The organism is Pseudomonas sp. GM79 (assembly GCF_000282495.1).
GTDB lineage: Bacteria > Pseudomonadota > Gammaproteobacteria > Pseudomonadales > Pseudomonadaceae > Aquipseudomonas.
The window spans coordinates 1-16772 of sequence record NZ_AKJE01000065.1; the positions used below are offsets into that span (position 1 = coordinate 1).

Consider the following 16772-nt stretch of genomic DNA (forward strand, 5'->3'; position numbering starts at 1 on the left):
CCGCCGAGATGTGGCTGCCGCTGCTGCTGTCGGCGTTGGGTTTCTACTGTTTCTTCGGCGCGGTGCTGTTGCTGCGCATGCGCCTTGAAGTGCTCAAGCGCGAAGCCCGGGCGAGCTGGGTGAAAACCGAAGTGCAGAACAGTCTGGAGGCCGCTCGATGAGTTTCGCTTCATTCGGCGACTTTCTCGCCATGGGCCATCACGGCCTGTATGTCTGGTCAGCCTATGGCATTAGCCTGGCGGTACTGGCCCTCAACGTGGCGGCGCCGATCCTGGCCCGCAAGCGGTATCTGCAACAAGAGGCGCGTCGTCTGCGCCGGGAGAACGGCAAGTGAATCCGCTGCGTAAAAAGCGTCTTATCATCATTCTCGCGATCCTGGTCGGTGTCGGCGCTGCCGTCGGCCTGGCCCTGAGCGCCCTTCAGCAGAACATCAATCTGTTTTACACCCCTACCCAGATCGCCAACGGCGAAGCCCCGCAAGACACGCGTATCCGCGCGGGCGGTATGGTGGAGAAAGGTTCGCTACAACGTTCTGGCGATTCCCTGGACGTGAAATTCATCGTTACCGACTTCAACAAGTCCGTGACCATCAGCTACCGCGGCATCCTCCCGGACCTGTTCCGCGAAGGGCAGGGCATCGTCGCCCTCGGCAAGCTCAACGCTGACGGCGTGGTGGTGGCTGATGAAGTGCTGGCCAAGCACGACGAGAAGTACATGCCGCCGGAAGTGACCAAGGCGCTGAAAGACAGTGGTCAATCCGCCCCAACACCCGCGAAGGAGGGTTGATCGATGACTTCCGGCATCTTTATCCCTGAACTCGGCCACCTGGCCATGATCCTGGCGCTGTGTTTCGCGCTGGTTCAAGCCGTTGTGCCGTTGCTCGGTGCCTGGCGTGGCGACCGTCTGTGGATGAGCCTGGCCCAGCCCGCCGCGTGGGGACAGTTCGCGTTTTTGCTGTTCGCTTTCGGTTGCCTGACGTATGCCTTCATGGCGGACGACTTCTCCGTCGCTTATGTGGCCAGCAACTCCAACAGCGCCTTGCCGTGGTACTACAAATTCAGCGCCGTCTGGGGCGCTCACGAAGGTTCGTTGCTGCTGTGGGCATTGATCCTCGGTGGCTGGACCTTCGCGGTGTCGGTGTTCTCCCGACAATTGCCGCAAGTGATGCTGGCTCGCGTATTGGCCGTGATGGGCATGATCAGCACCGGCTTTTTGCTGTTCCTGATCCTGACATCTAACCCTTTCGCCCGAATCCTGCCGCAGATGCCGACGGATGGGCGCGACCTCAATCCCTTGCTGCAAGACATCGGCCTGATCGTTCACCCACCGATGTTGTACATGGGGTACGTCGGTTTCTCCGTAGCCTTCGCCTTCGCCATCGCCGCGCTGCTGGGCGGTCGTCTCGATGCGGCGTGGGCGCGCTGGTCGCGTCCGTGGACGATCGTCGCCTGGGCCTTCCTCGGTATCGGTATTACGTTGGGCTCCTGGTGGGCTTATTACGAACTTGGCTGGGGCGGCTGGTGGTTCTGGGACCCGGTGGAAAACGCATCCTTCATGCCTTGGCTGGTGGGCACGGCGTTGATTCACTCGTTGGCGGTCACGGAAAAACGTGGCGTGTTCAAGAGCTGGACGGTGTTGCTGGCGATCGCCGCGTTCTCGTTGAGTTTGCTCGGGACCTTCCTCGTGCGTTCCGGCGTGCTGACGTCGGTTCACGCCTTTGCGTCCGACCCTGAGCGCGGCGTATTCATCCTGATCTTCCTGCTGTTTGTGGTCGGTGGTTCGCTGACGCTGTTTGCCCTGCGCGCGCCGGTGGTCAAGAGCCATGTCGGCTTCAACCTCTGGTCCCGGGAAACCCTGCTGCTGGGCAATAACCTGGTGCTGGTGGTGGCCGCTTCGATGATCCTGCTCGGCACCTTGTATCCGCTGATTCTCGACGCAATGACCGGCGCCAAACTGTCGGTCGGCCCGCCGTACTTCAACGCGCTGTTCATTCCATTGATGGCGATACTGATGGTAGTGATGGCGGTCGGCATGCTGGTGCGCTGGAAAGACACGCCGGTCAAATGGCTGATGAGCATGTTGACCCCGGTGTTGCTCGGCAGCGCTGCGCTGGCCGTAGTGGCGGGTGTCGCTTACGGCGATTTCAACTGGGCGGTGCTGGCGACGTTCATGCTCGCCGCCTGGGTGTTGCTGGCCGGTGTGCGGGATATCTTCGACAAAACGCGTCACAAGGGTTTGATCAAAGGTCTGCCGACCCTTACCCGCAGCTATTGGGGCATGCAAATCGCGCATTTGGGCATTGCCGTATGCGCGCTGGGTGTCGTGTTGTCGAGCCAGAACAGTGCCGAGCGCGATCTGCGCCTGGCACCGGGTGAGTCCATGAGCCTGGCCGGTTATCAGTTTGTGTTCGACGGCGCCAAGCACTTCGAAGGGCCGAACTTCACCTCCGACAAGGGCACCGTGCGGGTGATCCGCGATGGCAAGGAAATCAGTGTGCTGCACCCGGAAAAACGCCTCTACACCGTGCAGAACTCGGTGATGACCGAAGCCGGGATCGACGCCGGTTTCACCCGTGACCTTTACGTCGCGCTGGGCGAGCCATTGGGCGAGGGCGCCTGGGCGGTTCGGGTACACGTCAAACCGTTCGTGCGCTGGATCTGGTTCGGCGGGTTGCTCACAGGTTTCGGCGGTTTGCTGGCGGCGCTGGATCGTCGTTATCGGGTCAAGGTGAAAAGCCGCGTGCGTGAAGCACTCGGCATGACGGGAGTCACCGCATGAGACGTTGGTTGATGCTGTTGCCACTGGCGATTTTTCTGGTGGTTGCTGTTTTTCTGTATCGGGGTCTGTACCTGAACCCGGCCGAGCTGCCTTCGGCGATGATCAACAAACCGTTCCCTGAGTTTTCGCTGCCCTCGGTGCAGGGTGACAAAACCCTGACTAAAGCGGATCTTCTGGGTAAACCGGCATTGGTCAACGTCTGGGGCACCTGGTGCATTTCCTGCCGGGTCGAGCACCCGGTGCTGAATAAATTGGCGCAGCAAGGCGTGGTGATCTACGGCGTCAACTACAAGGACGTCAACGCCGATGCCTTGAAGTGGCTGGCCGAGTTCCATAACCCGTATCAACTGGACATCCGTGACGATGCCGGCACCCTGGGCCTGAACCTCGGCGTATACGGCGCACCGGAAACTTTCTTCATCGATGCCAAGGGCATCATCCGCGACAAATTCGTCGGCGTGATCGACGAACAGGTCTGGCGCGAAAAACTGGCCGCCAAGTATCAGGCGCTGGTCGACGAGGCCAAGCCATGAAGCGCTGGATTGCCGCCGCCGTGCTGGGTTTGAGCATGGCCGGTGTGGCCCACGCGGCCATCGACACCTACGAGTTCGCCAAAGAAGGCGACCGTGAGCGTTTTCGCGAGCTGACCAAAGAGCTGCGTTGCCCCAAGTGCCAGAATCAGGACATCGCCGATTCCAACGCACCAATCGCCGCCGACCTGCGCAAAGAGATTTTTCGCATGCTCGGCGAGGGCAAGGACAACCAGCAAATCATCGATTTCATGGTCGACCGCTACGGTGATTTCGTTCGCTACAAACCTGCCCTCAACGCCAAAACTGCACTGCTCTGGTTCGGCCCCGCCGGCCTGCTGCTGGGCGGTTTTGTGATCATCGCCGTGATCGTCCGTCGTCGTCGCGTGCAACGTACTGACAGCCCGGACACGCTTTCTGCCGAGGAGCGCGAGCGCCTCGACCACCTGTTGGATAAAACCAAGAATGATTGATTTCTGGCTCGCTGCAGGCCTGCTGCTCCTGGTTGCCCTGAGTTTTCTGCTGATCCCCGTTCTGCGTGGTCGCCGCGCTCAGCTGGAAGAGGACCGCACGGCACTGAACGTCGCGCTTTATCAGGAGCGCGTGGCTGAGTTGCAGACTCAGCAGGAGGAGGGCGTACTCAACGCCGAACAAATGGACACCGGCCGCGCCGAAGCTGCCCGTGAACTGCTCGCCGACACCGAAGGCGTCGAGGCGCCGCGTGTGTCGCGTCTGGGCAAGCCGTTGCCATTGCTGGCGGCGATTCTGGTTCCGGTGCTGGGCCTTGGGCTGTACCTGCATTTCGGCGCCAGCGACAAAGTCGAGCTGACCCGCGAATTCGCCCAGGCGCCGCAGTCGATGGAAGAAATGACCCGTCGTCTGGAGCGTGCGGTTGCCGCCCAACCGGATTCGGCCGAAGGCCTGTACTTCCTCGGCCGCACCTACATGGCTCAGGACCGTCCGGGCGATGCGGCGAAGATCTTCGAACGCACCGTAAGCCTGGCCGGTCGCCAGCCGGAACTGCTCGGGCAGTGGGCCCAGGCGCAATATTTCGCCGACGGCAAGAAGTGGTCGGACAAGGTCCAGGCCCTGACCGACGAAGCGCTCAAAGCTGATCCGAAAGAAGTCACCAGCCTCGGTCTGCTGGGCATCGCGGCCTTCGAAGGCGAGCGTTATCAGGACGCCATCGACTACTGGAACCGCCTGCTGGCGCAACTGCCGCCGGATGATAAATCCCGCGTCGCTCTGCAAGGCGGCATTACTCGGGCCGCCGAGAAGCTTGAAGCCAGCGGTGGCAAAGTTGCCCAAGCGCCTGCGGTTAAAGCTGCAGCGCTGCTCAAAGTGCAAGTCGAACTTTCGCCAGAGCTGAAGGCCAAGGTCCTGCCGGGTGACAGCGTGTTCATCTTCGCCCGCGCCATCTCCGGCCCCCCCGCACCGCTGGCCGCCAAGCGTCTGACCGTCGCCGACTTGCCGGCAACCGTCGAACTGGGTGATGCCGACGCCATGATGCCGCAGTTGAAACTGTCGAACTTCCCTGAAGTCCAACTGGTTGCGCGCATCTCCCGCGCTGGCCAACCGACTGCCGGCGAATGGATCGGTCGCAGCCAACCCTTGGCCACCAGCACCACCGCGCAACAAAAACTGATCATCGACAGCCCGGATAAATAACAGGAAGCACCACCATGACCGCCATCGCTCGTATCACTCTCCTCAGTATGGTTTTGGGGTTAAGCGCCTGTGCGGTCCAGCAGCCCGAGCCCACACGGCTGCCGCCAATCCCGCCTTCGGGGCCAAGCACCAAACCGCCTCCAACCACGGCCCCGAGCAAACCGAGCATCCCGGTCAAACCGTCCAAGCCGATTCCACGCACTTCCGCCAGCTTCGCCCCGCCACCGGGGGGCAACAGCCATTGGGATGCGAAACTCGGCGTTTACGTTCTCGATGATCAGACCAACACCTTCTACCGCCAGCGCACCTACTACCGCTGGAACAACGGCTGGAGCCGCTCGATCAGCCCCAACGGGCCATGGGAAGAAACGGACATCCATGGCGTGCCGGGTGGGTTGGGACGGCAATTCGGGCAGTGAATGGAAACGGCGATCTGAGGATCGCCGTTTTGCTTTTTGGGGTTTGTGAGAGGCGATTAAAGAATCGCTCGATAGTGGGTCAACGCCTTGCTCGACTGAATCAGGCCTTGGCGCAAGAGCAGGTCAAGATAGATGTCGACATCCATCGGCGGCATCTTTAGCTGTTTGCGTTGCCGTTGTGCTGCCGCGACAACCGCTGCCGGGTCCAGGTCAAAGAGGTTATCGACGAACTCGTCAGAATGCTGGGCCTCGATACCAAAAGGTCCGAGTGTTTCATCGGGAAAGTCTTTCTGATTAAAAGTCACAATGACACTGGCGTTGCAGCGTATGGCGGCAGCCAGAACATGTCGGTCATCGATGTCGGGCAGTGTGAGCCCTTCGATCAGCTTTTCGTAACCGGATACGCAAGCATCGGGTATGGCCTGATCCATCAAGTCGGACGTGCGATCCAATTGCTCTGTTGTCAGGTCCGGGCGGTTTTTCAGCAGATTGCGCTTCCATTCGTTGTGTATCTCCAGTGACCATCGCGCCCTGAAACGTCCTGAGAGCGCGAGCCACATCAGAAAATCTCTCAAGGGAGCGGGGTACAGAACACATGCGTCATATACAGCGGTAAAAGGGGAGTGCCTCACTCGTATCCTGTCCTTAACGCTTGTGCTTGCTCGGCGAGAAGCGTCATTGCTTGCTCGCTGGCGGTGTCGCGCCGGTTTTTATAGTCCATCAAATCGGCAAAGCGCACACGTCGGTGCTTGCCGGTTTTGTGGTAGGACAACTCGCCGGATTCCAGCAGTTTGATCAGGTGCGGGCGTGAGACATTGAGCAAGTCCGCCGCTTCCTGGGTGGTCAGTTCCGCGTGAACCGGGACGACCTTTACCGCGTTGCCTTCAGCCAATGCCGCGAGGATGTCGACCAGCAATCGCAGGGCTGAAGTGGGCAGTTCGACACTGTGAGCTTCATTCTGCTCGTCGAAAATCTGGATGCGTTGGGTTTCGAATTGAGTCGCGAGATAGGCCGCGAGGGCGCGCTGGCCTTCGATAGCGGCCTGAACTTCGCGTGCCATGGGCAAATTGATCGGTGGGTGGATGACTAGGGACATGATGAAATTCCTACAATAGCGATGCTGAAAGGCTATTCGAATCAAACGAAAATCGCAATAAACGAAAAATGAGCTTGTTTAAGGCACTTTTGCCAGCAAGGTCTGGACTTAATCGACAGCAGGTCCGATCAAATCAACACCCTGTAAAACAACCGAGCGTCGTGATCCGGATTTTTGTGCTTGAGTAAAAGTAACCCTAGGGTTATTTTTGTTGGGCCGAAGCAAGGAGGCTGGTGGTGCAGAGCAGGTTATTGATCAAAGAGCTGATATTGGCGGGCTGGACACTGGACCGGGTCACCGGTAGTCATCACATCTTCACTCACCGTTACAACCCTTACACGATACCCGCCCCTCATCCGAAGAAGGATTTGCCGATCGGGACGGTCAAAAGCATCAGGAGGCGAGCCGGGCTTTATTGCCCGGGAGCCAGTTTGGCAGGAGATCCATAATGCAATACCCAATCTGTATCGAGTGGGGCGACGAGAACACCGCCATCGGTATTCAGATCCCCGATATTCCTGGTGCCGTAACGGCCGGGGATACGTTTGAAGATGCTTACAACGCGGCGGTCGAAATCGCCCACATCCTGCTGCAGGAGATCATGGCAGACGGGGAGTCGATTCCGATGCCGACCTCAGCGGCTGCGCACCGCGAGAATCCGGAATTTGCCGACATGGGTTGGGGAATGCTGGAACTCGACATCTCGCAATATCTGGGCAAGACCGAGAAGGTCAACGTGACACTGCCTGGCTACGTGATCCAGCGCATTGACCGTTATGTGCGAGAGCACAATGTCAAAAGCCGCTCCTCCTTTCTCGCGGATGCGGCGATGGAGAAGCTGGTTCGGCATTGAGTGGTTTCAGTCGAATCGCCTTCGCGGGCAAGCCTCGCTCCTACAGGGTTAGCGTAAGACCTGTAGGAGCGAGGCTTGCCCGCGAAGCTTTTAGCGTCCTAAGCCGTTGCCAACGAACGCCTTTGCGAAACACTCAAAAACCGCAATAACGCCAACAGTGGAAACGCACTACCCACAATCACGATCCACAGCCAGCCGCCATGCTCATACACCGCGCTGGCCACCGAAGAACCAAACGCGCCGCCGATGAAGATGCTGGTCATGTACAGCGCATTCAAACGGCCGCGGCTTTTAGCGTCGAGGGTGTAGACCGCTCGTTGGCCGAGGACCATGTTCATTTGCACGCAGAAATCCAGTACCACCCCCGTCACGGCCAGGCCGATAACGCTGTAGACCGGGTGGATGAAGGCGGGCAGGAAGCTCAGGCTGGCGAATAGCAGGGCCAGCAGCGAGGCGATGCGGGTATGGCCAGCATCGGCCAGTCGACCGGCGATGGGTGCAGCAATCGCGCCGATGGCGCCGACCAGGGCGAAGATCGCAATCTGGGTTTGCGACAAGCCATGATTGCGCGACAGCTCCAGTGGTACTGCAGTCCAGAACAGGCTGAATGTGGCGAACATGCAGGCTTGGTAAAACGCGCGCTGACGCAATACCGGCTGCTGACGCAACAGCGTCCAGAGCGAACCCAACAACTGGCCATAAGAAGCGCTGTGATCAGGCTGGCGCTTGGGAATGGTCAGGGCCAGCACAATGCTGATGGCCGCCATCAATACCGCTGCGATGATGAACATCGCACGCCAGCCGAAGTGATCGGCTACTACGCTGGACACCGGTCGAGCCAGCAGAATCCCCAGCAGCAAACCACCCATGATGCCGCCGACCACGCGGCCGCGCGATTCTTCCGGCGCCAGGTGGGCGGCCAGTGGAATCAGGATCTGTACCGACACCGAACTGAACCCCACCAGCAACGAGATGAGCAGAAACACGTTCGGCTGATCGGTGAACGCCGCGCCCAGCAAACTGGCAATCGCCACCACGGTGGTAATAATCATCAAGCGGCGGTTTTCCAGCAGATCACCCAACGGCACCAGGAAGAACAGACCCAACGCATAACCAATCTGTGTCAGCGAAACGATCAGGCTGGCCATGGTGTCGGTCAGGCCGATGTCCGGCGCGATCAGGCCGATGATCGGCTGGGCGTAGTAGATGTTGGCCACGATGGCGCCGCAACAGAAGGCAAAGAGCAGCACCATGCCTCGGGTCATTGTCGCGGTACCGAGGGGCACCAGAGTCGTTGGGTTCATAAACGGGTCTCGTTGAACAAGAAGGAATGCGCAGAGGCTAATCGGCTGGCTAGAGCGGCGGAAGAGGGAACAGGGTGATAGTAATCATGCCTCTGAAGAATGATTGAGAGAGGCCGTTCATTGGGTCTTCAAGCTCCCACAAAAAAAGGCGACCTTCATGGGTCGCCTTTTCATTGGCCTCAGGAGTTATTGACCGCTGTAAATCTGATCAAAAACCCCACCATCATTGAAGTGGGTCTTCTGCACAGTGCGCCAGTCACCAAAGGTCTTCTCCACCGAGAGGAAATCCACTTTCGGGAAGCGATCGGTGTACTTGGCCAATACCGCCGGATCGCGCGGACGCAGGTAGTTGGCCGCCGCAATCTCTTGACCTTCCGGCGACCACAGGTACTTCAAATATTCCTCGGCAGCAGCGCGAGTGCCTTTTTTCTCGACCACTTTGTCGACCACGGACACCGGAGGTTCCGCTTCAGCGGAAACACTTGGGTAAATCACTTCAAACTGATCACGACCAAATTCACGCGCAATCATTTCCGCTTCGTTTTCGAAGGTCACCAGCACGTCGCCGATCTGGTTGGTCATGAACGTTGTAGTCGCTGCACGGCCACCGGTATCCAGCACTGGCGCTTGCTTGAACAGTTTGCCGACGAAGGCTTTGGCCTTGTTCTCGTCACCGCCGTTCTTCAGCACATAGCCCCAGGCCGAGAGGTAGGTATAGCGGCCGTTGCCCGAGGTTTTCGGGTTGGGGACGATCACTTGCACGCCGTCCTTGAGCAGATCTGGCCAGTCTTTCAATGCTTTCGGGTTGCCTTTGCGCACGATGAACACGGTGGCCGAGGTGAATGGCGCGCTGTTGTTTGGCAGGCGTGTGACCCAGTTGTCCGGGACCAGTTTGCCATTGTCCGCCAAGGCGTTGATGTCGGTGGCCATGTTCATGGTGATGACGTCAGCCGGCAGGCCATCGATCACTGAGCGCGCCTGTTTGCTGGAGCCGCCGAAGGACATTTGCAGTGTGATGTTTTCGTTGTGCTCGGCTTGCCAGTGTTTCTGGAAGGCAGCGTTGTAGTCCTTGTAGAAATCTCGCATCACGTCGTAGGAAACGTTAAGCAGGGTCGGTGCTGCCTGTGCCACGCTGCCCAAGGCCAGGCCCGCGGCCAGAAGTGAGGCGCCAAAGAGTTTTTTCACTGCGCATTCCTTTTTTTTTTTGTAGGAGCTGCCGCAGGCTGCGATCTTTTGATTTCGTTCTTGATCTTAAATTGCCGACACCAATCAAAGTCAAAAGATCGCAGCCTGCGGCAGCTCCTACGGGTTAGTTGTCAGTCATCGAAGAGGTGTTGCCACCGTTTTGCCAGCGACTATAGCCGGGCTCGCATAGCCCTTTAAAGATTAAAAAGCACTTTGCTTATTCCAGTTTCTTGAACAGCGCATTGCCGCAACGCGAGCAAAATGCTGCGCCGTGTTCGTGACTGTTTTTCTGGCAGGTCGGGCAATCGTGTTGCAGTTGTTCGCCGCGCATGGCGTTGGCCAGTTCCGCGGTGAAGATCCCTGTGGGCACGGCGATGATCGAGTAACCGGTGATCATCACCAGCGACGAAACCACCTGACCCAATGGCGTCCTGGGCACGATATCGCCAAAGCCCACGGTGGTCAGTGTGACGATGGCCCAGTAGATGCCTTTGGGGATGCTGGTGAAGCCGTGTTCCGGGCCTTCGATCACGTACATCAAGGTGCCGAACACCGTCACCAGGGTGCTGACGCTGAGCAGAAACACCACGATCTTCTGCTTGCTGCCGCGCAACGCCGTCATCAAATAGTTGGCTTGCTTCAGATACGGGCTGAGCTTGAGCACGCGGAAAATCCGCAGCATCCGAATGATCCGGATAATCAGCAGGTACTGCGCATCGCTGTAATACAGCGCAAGAATGCCGGGCACGATCGCCAGCAAATCCACCAGCCCATAGAAGCTGAACGCGTAGCGCAGCGGCTTGGGCGAGCAGTACAGGCGCAGACCGTATTCGATGGCGAAAACGATGGTGAAGCCCCATTCGATGTACGCCAGCATGTCGGCGTAGTTCTGATGAACGCTGTCGATACTGTCCAGAATCACGATCACCAGGCTCGCCAGGATGATCAACAACAGAATGCTGTCGAAGCGGCGACCGGCCGGGGTATCGGATTGGAAAATGATGACGTAAAGGTCTTCACGCCAGTTTTTATTGCTGTCCATGGAAAGCGCCTGAACCCAGAATCAGCGAAGCCTAGGTCGATTCCCCTCGGTAGCGCAAGGCGCGCTGTCCATGGCGGCCTGACGCAACACCCGCATGCCTGCGCGAATCATCCAGCAGGCGAGGATGAAGGGGGCAGTCAACGTGGCCAGGCCGAGTGCGGCGAACCCCGGTGTGAGCAACACCGCCAGCAGGATTCCCAACAATGGCAGCCAAGGCTGGCGACGATTTTGGCTGAAGGCGAGGGCGGCGAGCACGGCGTTGTAGCCGCTCAAGCCCTGTAAGGCGCTTGAAGTGTCGTGGTGCAGCAAGGCGAAGATGAGACCAGCAGCGGAGCCGAGCAGCGCCCACAGGAAGGCACGACGGTCAGCGATCATCAAACCCGTGGCAATCAGAGCACCGGCCAGCGGATGACCGAGAAACAGCACCTGACCGAGCCCTTTCAATGACGCGGCGAGCAAATTGAGTGTGGTCATTTCGATCAGCGGCGCGGGTTGCTGGGGAGCGGCAAACGACAGTAGCAACCAGCTCACCCCGACAAAGGGCGCGGTGTAGGCGGGCAGGCAATCATGATCGCGCGAATGCTTGAGCCATTGCTGGGTGAGCATCGCGCTCAGCCCCCCAGCGGCGATGATCAGCGGTGGCAACAGCGCTGACCATGGGAAATAAAGGCTCAGCAGCAGACCGAGCAGAATACCGTTGTAGCTGAACAGTCCGGCCTGACGATCAGCCTTGGTGTAACCGCGACGTTGCGCGGTGAGCAACCCGGCGACCCCTCCCAGCAACGCACCGCCGAGCAGGGCCGGGGCGCTGAACAGAATCGCCAACAGACACAGCAGGCCGCACAGCGGATGGCGCTGGAGAAAGATCTGGCTGAAGCCATTGAGCAGGGCAGTGGCCCAGTCGGGGCAGTGGGTGTTGAAGTGGTGGGCAGGCATGATGGGGGTCTGTGTGTCTGGGGGACCGTGCCGCCTGCTTCGCGAGCAAGCCCGCTCCCACATTAGTCTTGTGTCGAACACAGATTAAATGTGGGAGCGGGCTTGCTCGCGAAGAGGCCGGTGCAGGCGCTAAATCAACGTCTCAATGCGCAACGAATTGGTCGACCCCGGCTGCCCAAACGGCACACCCGCAGTAATCAACAACGTATCGCCGCGTTGAGCCATGCCCTGTGCCTGGGCAATCTCCAACGCCGTCGAGCACACTTCGTCCACCTGGCGTAGCCGATCGTTGACCACCGAATGCACGCCCCACGCCACCGTCAATCGGCGAGCGGTCTGCAAATTCGGCGTCAGGTTGAGGATCGGCACCGTTGGCCGTTCCCGCGCCGCCCGCAGGCTCGAGGTGCCGGACTCGCTGTAATTCACCAGCACCGCCACCGGTAGCACGTTGCTGATGCGGCGGATCGCGCAACTGATCGCGTCGGACACCGTGGCCTCGGCTTTCGGTCGGCTCACGTCCAGTTGGGCCTGATAGTCCGGGCCGTTTTCCACCTGACGGATGATCTTGCTCATCATCTGCACCGCTTCCAGCGGATACTCGCCGGACGCGGTTTCCGCCGACAGCATCACCGCGTCCGCGCCTTCGGCCACCGCGTTGGTGACGTCAGTGACTTCGGCGCGAGTCGGGGCCGGGGAGAAGCGCATCGACTCCAGCATCTGCGTCGCCACCACCACCGGTTTGCCGAGTTGGCGGCAAGTGCTGATGATGTTTTTCTGGATTTGCGGCACGCTTTCGGCCGGCACTTCAACACCCAGGTCACCGCGAGCGACCATGATCGCATCGCTCAATTCGGCGATTTCCCGCAGTTGAGTCACGGCCGATGGCTTCTCGATCTTGGCCATCAGGAAGGCCTTGTCGCCGATCAGTGCGCGGGCTTCGAGAATGTCTTCCGGACGTTGCACGAACGACAGCGCGACCCAGTCCACCCCCAGCTCCAGACCGAAGCTCAAGTCGCGACGATCCTTGGTAGTCAGCGGACTCAGGTCGAGCACCGCTTGCGGCACGTTGACGCCTTTGCGGTCCGACAGCTCGCCGCCGTTGAGCACCGTGGTGTCGATGGCGTCGGCGTACTTGGTCACCACCCGTAGGCGCAGTTTGCCATCGTCTAGCAGCAGGTCCATGCCAGGCGTAAGCGCGGCGATGATTTCCGGGTGAGGCAAGTTGACCCGGCGCTCATCACCCGGCGTCGGGTCGAGGTCCAGACGCAAGGCCTGGCCGCGATGCAGCTGCACTTTGCCTTGGGAGAATTTGCCGACCCGCAGTTTCGGGCCTTGCAGGTCCATCAGTATCCCCAACGGGTAATTCAGCTGGCGCTCGACTTCACGAATCCACTGATAGCGCTGGGCGTGGTCGGCGTGATCGCCGTGGCTGAAGTTCAGGCGAAAGATATTGACCCCGGCCTGCACCAGCTCACGGATGTCGTCAATCCCGTTGGTGGCCGGGCCAAGGGTGGCGAGAATTTTGACCTTCTTATCAGGCGTCATGTTTAGTGCTCTCGAGAATCAGGATGGCGCGGAAGTCGTTGACGTTGGTGCGGGTCGGTTCGGTGACGATCAGCGCATCCAGCGCGGCGAAATAGCCGTAGCCATTGTTGTTGTCCAGTTCATCGCAGGCAGCGAGGCCGAGGGCGGCAGCGCGGGCGTAACTGTCTGGGGTCATGATGGCGCCGGCGTTGTCTTCGGAGCCGTCGATGCCGTCGGTGTCGCCGGCCAGTGCGTAGACGCCGGGCAAGCCTTTGAGGCTGTCGGTCAGGCTCAGCAGGAATTCGGCGTTGCGCCCGCCACGGCCATTGCCGCGCACGGTGACAGTGGTTTCGCCGCCGGACAGAATCACGCACGGCGCTGCCAGCGGCTGGCCGTGCTGGACGATCTGCCGCGCAATGCCGGCATGGACCTTCGCCACGTCCCGGGATTCACCTTCCAGGTCGCCGAGAATCAACGGACTGAAACCGGCCTGACGGGCTTTCACCGCTGCCGCTTCGAGCGATTGCTGTGGGCGTGCGATCAACTGGAAATGACTGCGAGCCAGGCTCGGATCGCCGGGTTTGACCGTTTCCGATTCCGGGCTTTGCAGCCAAATACGCACCGAGGCCGGAACTTCGATGTCGTAACGCTTGAGGATCGCCAGCGCTTCGGCCGAGGTGCTCGGGTCGGCCACGGTGGGGCCGGACGCGATGACCGTGGCGAGATCGCCCGGTACATCGGAAATCGCATAGGTATAAACCGTGGCCGGCCAGCAGGCTTTGCCCAGACGACCGCCCTTGATTGCCGAGAGGTGCTTGCGCACGCAATTCATCTCGCCGATGGTCGCGCCGGATTTGAGCAGGGCTTTGTTGATCGACTGTTTGTCGGCGAGGGTGATGCCGGCGGCGGGCAAGGCGAGGAGGGCAGAGCCACCGCCCGAGAGCAGGAAGATCACGCGGTCGTCTTCGCTCAGGTCGCTGACCAGTTCCAGCACCCGCTTTGCGACAGCCAAACCAGCCGCATCCGGCACCGGGTGTGCGGCTTCGACCACTTCGATTTTTTCGCACGGGGCGCCGTGGCCGTAACGGGTCACCACCAGGCCGGACACTTCGCCCTGCCAGCAGCGCTCGACCACCTGGGCCATGGCGGCTGCGGCTTTACCGGCGCCGATGACGATCACCCGACCGCTGCGATCTTTGGGCAAATGGGCTTCGAGGACGTGCTGCGGATGGGCCGCGTCGATGGCTGTGGCAAACAGTTCGCGCAGCAATTGTTGCGGATCGACCGACATGGCGGGCTCCCGGAATTCTTGTTATTGGGGAAAGACGACAGCAGGTGTTGCGACGCGGTCCTGTGGGAGCTGGCTTGCCTGCGATTCAGGCGACGCGGTCTTTCAGGTAGACCGAGTCGATGCCATCGCAGGCAAGCCAGCTCCCACAGGAACCTAGCCAGTTTCAGATCGGTGTTATTTATCTCGAATCGAGAAATTCGCCATGTGTTCCAGGCCTTTGATCAGCGCCGAGTGGTCCCAGTTGCTGCCACCGATGGCCGCGCAGGTGCTGAACACTTGCTGGGTATTGGCGGTGTTCGGCAGGTTGATGCCCAGTTCGCGAGCGCCCGCCAGGGCCAGGTTCAGGTCCTTCTGGTGCAGGCTGATGCGGAAGCCTGGGTCGAAAGTGCCTTTGATCATGCGCTCGCCATGGACTTCAAGGATCTTCGACGACGCGAAACCGCCCATCAGCGCTTCACGCACCTTGGCTGGATCGGCACCGTTTTTCGAGGCGAACAGCAAGGCTTCGGCGACGGCCTGGATGTTCAGCGCAACGATGATCTGGTTAGCCACTTTCGCGGTTTGACCGTCGCCGTTGCCACCAACCAGGGTGATGTTCTTGCCCATGGCCTGGAACAGCGGCAGGGCGCGTTCGAAGGCATCGGCATCGCCGCCGACCATGATGCTCAGGGTCGCAGCCTTGGCGCCGACTTCGCCACCGGAAACCGGGGCGTCGAGGTACTGCGCGCCTTTCTCGTTGATTTTGGCTGCGAAGGCTTTAGTGGCAGTCGGCGAGATCGAGCTCATGTCGATCACGACTTTGCCCTTGCTCACGCCAGCCGCAACGCCATCGGCGCGGAACAGCACGTCATCGACCTGCGGGGTATCCGGGACCATGACGATGATGAATTCAGCTTCCTGGGCCACTTCTTTCGGGTTCGCCAGGGCGACGGCACCAGCGGCCACCAGGTCGGCAGGCGCGGGGTCGTGATGCGCCGACAGGAACAGGCTGTGACCGGCTTTCTGCAGGTTCAACGCCATTGGGTGGCCCATGATGCCGGTGCCGATAAATCCGATTTTAGCCATGAGAAAATCCTCTTGTTTTTGTGTTGCTCAAGCAAATGGGAGAAAGCTTTTGGTGGGAGCGGGCTTGCTCGCGAAAGCGGTGGATCAGTCAAAATAGATGTTGAATGTCAGGGCCTCTTCGCGAGCAAGCCCGCTCCCACAGTGTTTTGTGTTGATCAATCAAATCGCGTTATGGGTTTTCAACCAGCCCAAGCCCGCCTCAGTGGTGGTCAGCGGCTTGTATTCACAGCCAACCCAACCTTGATAACCGATGCGGTCCAGGTGTTCGAACAGGAAGCGGTAGTTGATTTCACCGGTGCCCGGTTCGTTGCGCCCTGGGTTGTCGGCCAACTGGATGTGGTTGATCTCGCCCAAGTGCGCAGCCATGGTTCGGGCCAGGTCGCCCTCCATGATTTGCATGTGATAGATGTCGTATTGCAGGAACAGGTTGGCGCTGCCGACTTGTTCGCGAATCGACAGGGCTTGCGCCGTGTTGTTCAGGTAGAAGCCTGGAATGTCTCGGGTATTGATCGCTTCCATCACCAGTTTGATGCCCGCCGCTTGCAGCTTGTCGGCCGCGTACTTGAGGTTGGCGACAAAGGTCTTTTCCACGGTGGCATCGTCGACACCTTGCGGACGAATACCGGCCAGGCAGTTGATCTGGGTGTTGCCCAGCACGTTGGCGTAAGCGATGGCCAGATCGACACCGGCGCGGAATTCTTCGACCCGATCCGGCAAGCACGCGATACCGCGCTCGCCCTTGGCCCAGTCACCGGCCGGCAGGTTGAACAGCACCTGGGTCAAGCCATTGGCATCGAGCCTGGCCTTGATTTCGGCGGAGCTGAAGTCATAGGGAAACAGGTATTCGACACCACTGAAGCCGGCCTTGGCGGCAGCGTCGAAACGGGCAAGAAAATCCTGCTCGGTGAACAGCATGGACAGGTTGGCTGCGAAACGCGGCATGGTGGTCTCCCGTATAGGTATGGTCATCGTTCCCGGATCCCTGTGGGAGCGGGCTTGCTCGCGAAAGCGGTGTATCAGGCGACATCAATGTTGACTGTGCCGCCGCCTTCGCGAGCAAGCCCGCTCCCACAGTGGGAAC

19 protein-coding genes and 1 pseudogene are annotated in these 16772 nt (G+C 59.8%); 10 read left to right on the plus strand and 10 right to left on the minus strand.

Annotation, left to right across the window (positions count from 1 at the left end; all coding sequences use genetic code 11):
• From PMI36_RS11725 to PMI36_RS11690, 8 genes and pseudogenes are all read left to right on the plus strand, one after another.
• Nucleotides 1-161, plus strand: a pseudogene (locus PMI36_RS11725) (heme ABC transporter permease); the annotation flags it as partial.
• Nucleotides 158-334: a heme exporter protein CcmD gene (gene ccmD / locus PMI36_RS11720; protein ID WP_007894243.1), complete on the plus strand. Its 177-nt coding sequence runs from the start codon at nt 158-160 to the stop codon at nt 332-334. The pseudogene PMI36_RS11725 and the gene ccmD, both read left to right, overlap by 4 nt.
• Entirely contained in the window at nt 331-786 is a 456-nt protein-coding gene (gene ccmE, locus PMI36_RS11715) for a cytochrome c maturation protein CcmE (RefSeq protein WP_008026817.1), read from the plus strand. The genes ccmD and ccmE overlap by 4 nt, the downstream gene beginning before the upstream one ends.
• 3 nt (nt 787-789) lie before the next feature.
• Nucleotides 790-2778, plus strand: a complete 1989-nt coding sequence (locus tag PMI36_RS11710) for a heme lyase CcmF/NrfE family subunit (protein ID WP_008073022.1) — start codon at nt 790-792, stop codon at nt 2776-2778.
• Entirely contained in the window at nt 2775-3311 is a 537-nt protein-coding gene (locus tag PMI36_RS11705) for a DsbE family thiol:disulfide interchange protein (protein ID WP_008073023.1), read from the plus strand. Before PMI36_RS11710 ends, PMI36_RS11705 begins: the two co-directional genes overlap by 4 nt.
• The gene (locus PMI36_RS11700; protein WP_007894247.1) at nt 3308-3781 is read left to right on the plus strand and encodes a cytochrome c-type biogenesis protein; all 474 of its coding nucleotides are present in this window, start codon (nt 3308-3310) and stop codon (nt 3779-3781) included. Before PMI36_RS11705 ends, PMI36_RS11700 begins: the two co-directional genes overlap by 4 nt.
• The gene (ccmI, locus tag PMI36_RS11695) at nt 3774-4976 is read left to right on the plus strand and encodes a c-type cytochrome biogenesis protein CcmI (protein ID WP_008073025.1); all 1203 of its coding nucleotides are present in this window, start codon (nt 3774-3776) and stop codon (nt 4974-4976) included. Before PMI36_RS11700 ends, ccmI begins: the two co-directional genes overlap by 8 nt.
• 14 nt (nt 4977-4990) lie before the next feature.
• A complete protein-coding gene (locus PMI36_RS11690) occupies nt 4991-5395 on the plus strand; it encodes a hypothetical protein (protein WP_008073026.1) in 405 nt (134 codons plus the stop codon).
• A gap of 56 nt (nt 5396-5451) precedes the next feature.
• Here PMI36_RS11690 and PMI36_RS11685 read toward each other — a convergent pair whose 3' ends face one another.
• On the minus strand, nt 5452-6027 hold the full coding sequence (locus PMI36_RS11685) for a PIN domain-containing protein (protein ID WP_032830513.1): 576 nt from the start codon (nt 6025-6027) through the stop codon (nt 5452-5454).
• A complete protein-coding gene (locus tag PMI36_RS11680; RefSeq protein WP_008073029.1) occupies nt 6024-6491 on the minus strand; it encodes a helix-turn-helix domain-containing protein in 468 nt (155 codons plus the stop codon). The genes PMI36_RS11685 and PMI36_RS11680 overlap by 4 nt, the downstream gene beginning before the upstream one ends.
• Before the next feature lie 236 nt (nt 6492-6727).
• Between PMI36_RS11680 and PMI36_RS11675 the strand changes: the two genes are divergently transcribed.
• Together PMI36_RS11675 and PMI36_RS11670 are read left to right on the plus strand one after the other, a co-directional pair.
• A complete protein-coding gene (locus PMI36_RS11675) occupies nt 6728-6940 on the plus strand; it encodes a type II toxin-antitoxin system HicA family toxin (protein WP_008073030.1) in 213 nt (70 codons plus the stop codon).
• Complete coding sequence (locus PMI36_RS11670; RefSeq protein ID WP_008073031.1) at nt 6940-7344, plus strand: type II toxin-antitoxin system HicB family antitoxin; 405 nt, start codon at nt 6940-6942, stop codon at nt 7342-7344. Before PMI36_RS11675 ends, PMI36_RS11670 begins: the two co-directional genes overlap by 1 nt.
• A gap of 98 nt (nt 7345-7442) precedes the next feature.
• On the opposite strand, the gene PMI36_RS11665 is transcribed toward PMI36_RS11670, so the two are convergent.
• From PMI36_RS11665 to hyi, 8 genes are all read right to left on the minus strand, one after another.
• Entirely contained in the window at nt 7443-8648 is a 1206-nt protein-coding gene (locus tag PMI36_RS11665) for an MFS transporter (RefSeq protein ID WP_008073032.1), read from the minus strand.
• 186 nt (nt 8649-8834) lie between these two features.
• Nucleotides 8835-9833 carry a sulfate ABC transporter substrate-binding protein gene (locus tag PMI36_RS11660; protein ID WP_008073033.1) on the minus strand — a complete coding sequence of 333 codons (999 nt, stop codon included), beginning with the start codon at nt 9831-9833 and terminating at the stop codon, nt 8835-8837.
• A 217-nt stretch (nt 9834-10050) separates the two neighbouring features.
• On the minus strand, nt 10051-10875 hold the full coding sequence (locus tag PMI36_RS11655; RefSeq protein WP_008073034.1) for an ion transporter: 825 nt from the start codon (nt 10873-10875) through the stop codon (nt 10051-10053).
• A gap of 21 nt (nt 10876-10896) precedes the next feature.
• Nucleotides 10897-11811, minus strand: a complete 915-nt coding sequence (locus PMI36_RS11650; protein ID WP_008073035.1) for an urea transporter — start codon at nt 11809-11811, stop codon at nt 10897-10899.
• A 129-nt stretch (nt 11812-11940) separates the two neighbouring features.
• The gene (gene pyk / locus PMI36_RS11645) at nt 11941-13356 is read right to left on the minus strand and encodes a pyruvate kinase (protein WP_008073036.1); all 1416 of its coding nucleotides are present in this window, start codon (nt 13354-13356) and stop codon (nt 11941-11943) included.
• Complete coding sequence (locus tag PMI36_RS11640) at nt 13346-14626, minus strand: glycerate kinase type-2 family protein (RefSeq protein WP_008073037.1); 1281 nt, start codon at nt 14624-14626, stop codon at nt 13346-13348. The genes pyk and PMI36_RS11640 overlap by 11 nt, the downstream gene beginning before the upstream one ends.
• A 174-nt stretch (nt 14627-14800) precedes the next feature.
• On the minus strand, nt 14801-15691 hold the full coding sequence (locus PMI36_RS11635; protein ID WP_008073038.1) for a 2-hydroxy-3-oxopropionate reductase: 891 nt from the start codon (nt 15689-15691) through the stop codon (nt 14801-14803).
• A 159-nt stretch (nt 15692-15850) separates the two neighbouring features.
• Nucleotides 15851-16633, minus strand: a complete 783-nt coding sequence (gene hyi, locus PMI36_RS11630) for a hydroxypyruvate isomerase (RefSeq protein ID WP_008073039.1) — start codon at nt 16631-16633, stop codon at nt 15851-15853.
• Nucleotides 16634-16772: the final 139 nt, after the last annotated feature.

Coding starts and splice junctions, on each gene's coding strand:
- ccmD (WP_007894243.1), top strand. CDS start 158: ATGAGTTTCGCTTCATTCGGCGACTTTCTCGCCATGGGCCATCACGGC.
- PMI36_RS11710 (WP_008073022.1), top strand. CDS start 790: ATGACTTCCGGCATCTTTATCCCTGAACTCGGCCACCTGGCCATGATC.
- PMI36_RS11705 (WP_008073023.1), top strand. CDS start 2,775: ATGAGACGTTGGTTGATGCTGTTGCCACTGGCGATTTTTCTGGTGGTT.
- PMI36_RS11700 (WP_007894247.1), top strand. CDS start 3,308: ATGAAGCGCTGGATTGCCGCCGCCGTGCTGGGTTTGAGCATGGCCGGT.
- ccmI (WP_008073025.1), top strand. CDS start 3,774: ATGATTGATTTCTGGCTCGCTGCAGGCCTGCTGCTCCTGGTTGCCCTG.
- PMI36_RS11690 (WP_008073026.1), top strand. CDS start 4,991: ATGACCGCCATCGCTCGTATCACTCTCCTCAGTATGGTTTTGGGGTTA.
- PMI36_RS11680 (WP_008073029.1), bottom strand. CDS start 6,491: ATGTCCCTAGTCATCCACCCACCGATCAATTTGCCCATGGCACGCGAA.
- PMI36_RS11670 (WP_008073031.1), top strand. CDS start 6,940: ATGCAATACCCAATCTGTATCGAGTGGGGCGACGAGAACACCGCCATC.
- PMI36_RS11665 (WP_008073032.1), bottom strand. CDS start 8,648: ATGAACCCAACGACTCTGGTGCCCCTCGGTACCGCGACAATGACCCGA.
- PMI36_RS11655 (WP_008073034.1), bottom strand. CDS start 10,875: ATGGACAGCAATAAAAACTGGCGTGAAGACCTTTACGTCATCATTTTC.
- PMI36_RS11650 (WP_008073035.1), bottom strand. CDS start 11,811: ATGCCTGCCCACCACTTCAACACCCACTGCCCCGACTGGGCCACTGCC.
- pyk (WP_008073036.1), bottom strand. CDS start 13,356: ATGACGCCTGATAAGAAGGTCAAAATTCTCGCCACCCTTGGCCCGGCC.
- PMI36_RS11640 (WP_008073037.1), bottom strand. CDS start 14,626: ATGTCGGTCGATCCGCAACAATTGCTGCGCGAACTGTTTGCCACAGCC.
- PMI36_RS11635 (WP_008073038.1), bottom strand. CDS start 15,691: ATGGCTAAAATCGGATTTATCGGCACCGGCATCATGGGCCACCCAATG.
- hyi (WP_008073039.1), bottom strand. CDS start 16,633: ATGCCGCGTTTCGCAGCCAACCTGTCCATGCTGTTCACCGAGCAGGAT.